Raw genomic sequence first — 1,527 nt, 5'->3', positions numbered from 1 at the left:
CGGAACCAAACATCGTCACCGTGATCCTGCATTCCGATAAATCCTTCATGGTTTTCACCACCGCAGTTATTCAGCAGTTCGAAAGCCAGCGGCCATTTGTCTTCGCTGAATTTGCTGGCCTGCAACATATCAGTCCATTGTTTTGTCCACAGGTGATATTCAAGAACATTCTCGTCATTCTGTCCGTGAACAACAGTGCCTTTGTAAACCATGATCTTGGCCTTGTTCCATTCGCCGGAAGGTTTCGCATTCTGGGGAACAGCCGGAATCATGTCATACAAAGAAGCCGACTGACGGTTATTGTCCTTACCCAGTTTGGCATCCGGATGATTGTCATTGTCCAATACCTGATATTCGGGAGCGGAGATATAGATCGGTTCGAGTACATCGTTACCATCCTTGTCCTTGGAAGTCACTTCCTGAGCCAGATAGAAGATACCGGAGTTACCGCCCTTGGAAATCTTCCATTCCATTTCCAGTTCGAAGTTCTTGAATTTGTGAGCGAAGATCAAATCTCCGCCGTCACCGTCCTGCGCTTCACCGCCGCCGGAACCGTTGAACTTGATACAGCCGTCCTCGATAGTCCACTTGGAAGGCACTCTGTCCTTACCGTAACCACGCCATCCGTTGAATGTTTTTCCGTCAAAGATGGTGATGTAACCATCCGCATCTACCGGCAATTGCAGGCTGTCCGTCTCTGCCGCTTTTAATGATTTTGAATATGACAATGCTACTTCGTTTGCCGACTGCTCTTCCTGAGCTGTTCCGGCTTTCTTCTGACCACCGCAGGAAACCAGAACTCCCGCTGCAAGACAACAAGCTAATGGATAAAATACTTTCTTCATAATAATTGCTATTTATTTTTTAATCTTTAATTCCTAACTTACTTTTATCGTGTTATCGTGGCATATCGGGCAGTCTCCAGCCTTCACGATAATTATGTTTCACCAGTTCGGCTGCGAATTGTTTCGCGTTGATCGGATCTGTCCAGGTCTTGTTGAAGGACGGGTGACCGTCATGAATCGTAAATCCGTCTTTGATACAGGTTCTGAGTGTTTCATTGTCACCGATATTAGTGAAGCACATGTTGGCGCCGTCCCATTCCAGTGTCTTGTTCAAGCCTTGCAGACGGATAGCCAATACACCCATTACTACCATTTCGTTCATCGGTCCCGATTCGGAGAAATCCGCTTTCGGCATCACGCGGTTGGATTTGTCTTCCTTGCAAGCACGTACCCAGTCCATTTCATGGGAACACTTGACACGGCGGCATACTTTCGGTGCGTTGGGCACACGGCCTGACAACAAGAAAGGTTGTTCTCCGTAGCAGCCGCAAATCAATGTATCTTTTGTTCCGTGGAAAATGGTCAGACCACCACCGGGGCCCATCAGCTGTTTTCCTTCCGGGAAACCTTTCGGACGTTCGGGCATCATACCGCCATCATACCAGTGTACCTCAACTTCCGGCAAGGCAACTTTCGGCATATTGTCGCGGGCGGGGAAAATCATTTTCACATGCTGGGCCTG

The 1,527-nt window shown here is 48.2% G+C and carries 1 protein-coding gene and 1 pseudogene; both read right to left on the bottom strand.

The features are described 5' to 3' along the window. Window positions 1-845 (bottom strand): 3-keto-disaccharide hydrolase (locus HMPREF2794_RS01430; RefSeq protein WP_070612884.1); only part of this gene is annotated, 845 nt, incomplete at its 3' end. Between the two features lie 52 nt (window positions 846-897). Then, window positions 898-1,527, bottom strand: a pseudogene (locus tag HMPREF2794_RS01425) (gfo/Idh/MocA family oxidoreductase); the annotation flags it as partial.

This window comes from Bacteroides sp. HMSC067B03 (assembly GCF_001811315.1).
Taxonomy (GTDB): Bacteria; Bacteroidota; Bacteroidia; order Bacteroidales; family Bacteroidaceae; genus Bacteroides; species Bacteroides faecis.
This window is presented reverse-complemented; position numbering and strand designations above follow the sequence as displayed.